This is a genomic window from Corynebacterium minutissimum, from assembly GCF_000805675.1.
GTDB classification, from domain to species: Bacteria; Actinomycetota; Actinomycetes; order Mycobacteriales; family Mycobacteriaceae; genus Corynebacterium; species Corynebacterium minutissimum.
This window is the reverse complement of record NZ_JSEF01000030.1, coordinates 1-1,466: the sequence shown is the minus strand read 5'-3', so window position 1 is coordinate 1,466 and position 1,466 is coordinate 1. Positions and strand designations below refer to the sequence as shown.

Genomic DNA, 1,466 nt, shown 5'->3' with positions numbered 1-1,466 from the left:
GGCGATGTTGGCATCCCTTCGTTTGCTAAGCAGCGTTGGTACAACATCAACTTTGCTGAGGTTCAGGCCGATATCGCGCATTTGGATATCGTTAATTACGATTCCTACCTCAACCCGGCGGATCTTCCGGAAGGTACCAATAACCTTGAGCCGGCGAAGGTCAAGTTGACGGGTGCTCTGCCGTTTTCTGGTGATAACAAGATCCGTTGGATCGGTCCGAATGGAAAGCAGATTGGCGGCGATTGCGCGGTCGATACCCTGGCGGACGCTGCTAAGTGCTCTCTGGCTCCCGAAGATTTCAAGAACCCGGGCACCTATGTCGCGCAGCTGGTCAATGCTTACGACGTTGTCGTTGGTCAGGATTCCTTTATTGCGGTGGACAAGGTTCGTCAGAACGGTGAATTCGAGCCGCAGTACGAGGATGCTACTGCTCCTGTCGGTAAGAAGACCACAGTGGAGGCCCCGAAGGACAAGGACGGCCAGGTGATTCCGGAGGGAACCACCTTCGAGCCGACCGGTCAGGTGACTGACCCGGAGGGCAACAAGGTCGACAAGCCCGAGTGGATCACGGTTAACCCGGACGGAACGATCGAGGTCGAGCCGCCGAAGGATGCGAAGCCTGGCGACTACACCATCCCAGTCGTGGTAACTTACCCGGATGGTTCCCGCGAGACCATCGAGGCCAAGGTGACCGTCGAGGCGCCGGCTTCTGCCGAGAAGGACAACGAAAAGTTTGAGCCTGGTTACGAGGATGGTTCTGGTAAGCCTGGCGAGGATGTGAAGGTTCCGGCTCCGACCTTTAAGGACAAGGACGGCAAGGACGCCAAGGCTCCTGAGGGTACGAAGTTCACTCCTGGTGAGAATGCGCCTGAGGGTGTGAAGGTTGATGAGTCCACCGGTGAGGTTACTGTTCCGGTTCCGGAGGGTGCTAAGCCGGGTGACAAGATTACTGTTCCGGTTGAGGTGACCTACCCGGATGGTTCTAAGGATAACGTTGACGTTACTGTCACCGTTGAAGAGCCTGAAGCTAAGCCGGAGGTTCCGGGTGCTGACGTCAACGTGGACGCTATCCCGGATAAGAAGGTTCAGCGGGATGAAGAGGTTAACATCCCGGTTAAGGCTTCTGAGGGTGCTGAGGTCTCTGTAGAGAATCTGCCGGACTTCTTGAAGTACGATGACGCTAAGAAGGCCATTGTTGGCACTGTTCCGGCAGATGCTGAGCTGAAGACCTGGGAAGATATCAAGGTCACGGCTAAGAATGGTGAGGCTACTGACACCGACTCCTTCAACCTGACTGTCACCGAGCGCATGATTGCGGATCCGGACACTGATGGTGACGGTACCCCGGATTCTCAGGATTCGGACATCGATGGCGATGGTGTCAATAACTCTGATGAGAAGGCTGCCGGTACCGATCCGTATAACCCGGATACCGATGGTGACGGCACCAATGATGGTGACGAGGA

General features: G+C 55.8%; 1 protein-coding gene. It reads left to right on the top strand.

The annotated features are described in order from the left end of the window. On the top strand, positions 1-1,466 hold a 1,466-nt coding region (locus NX84_RS12240), incomplete at both ends, for a YPDG domain-containing protein (RefSeq protein ID WP_039676998.1).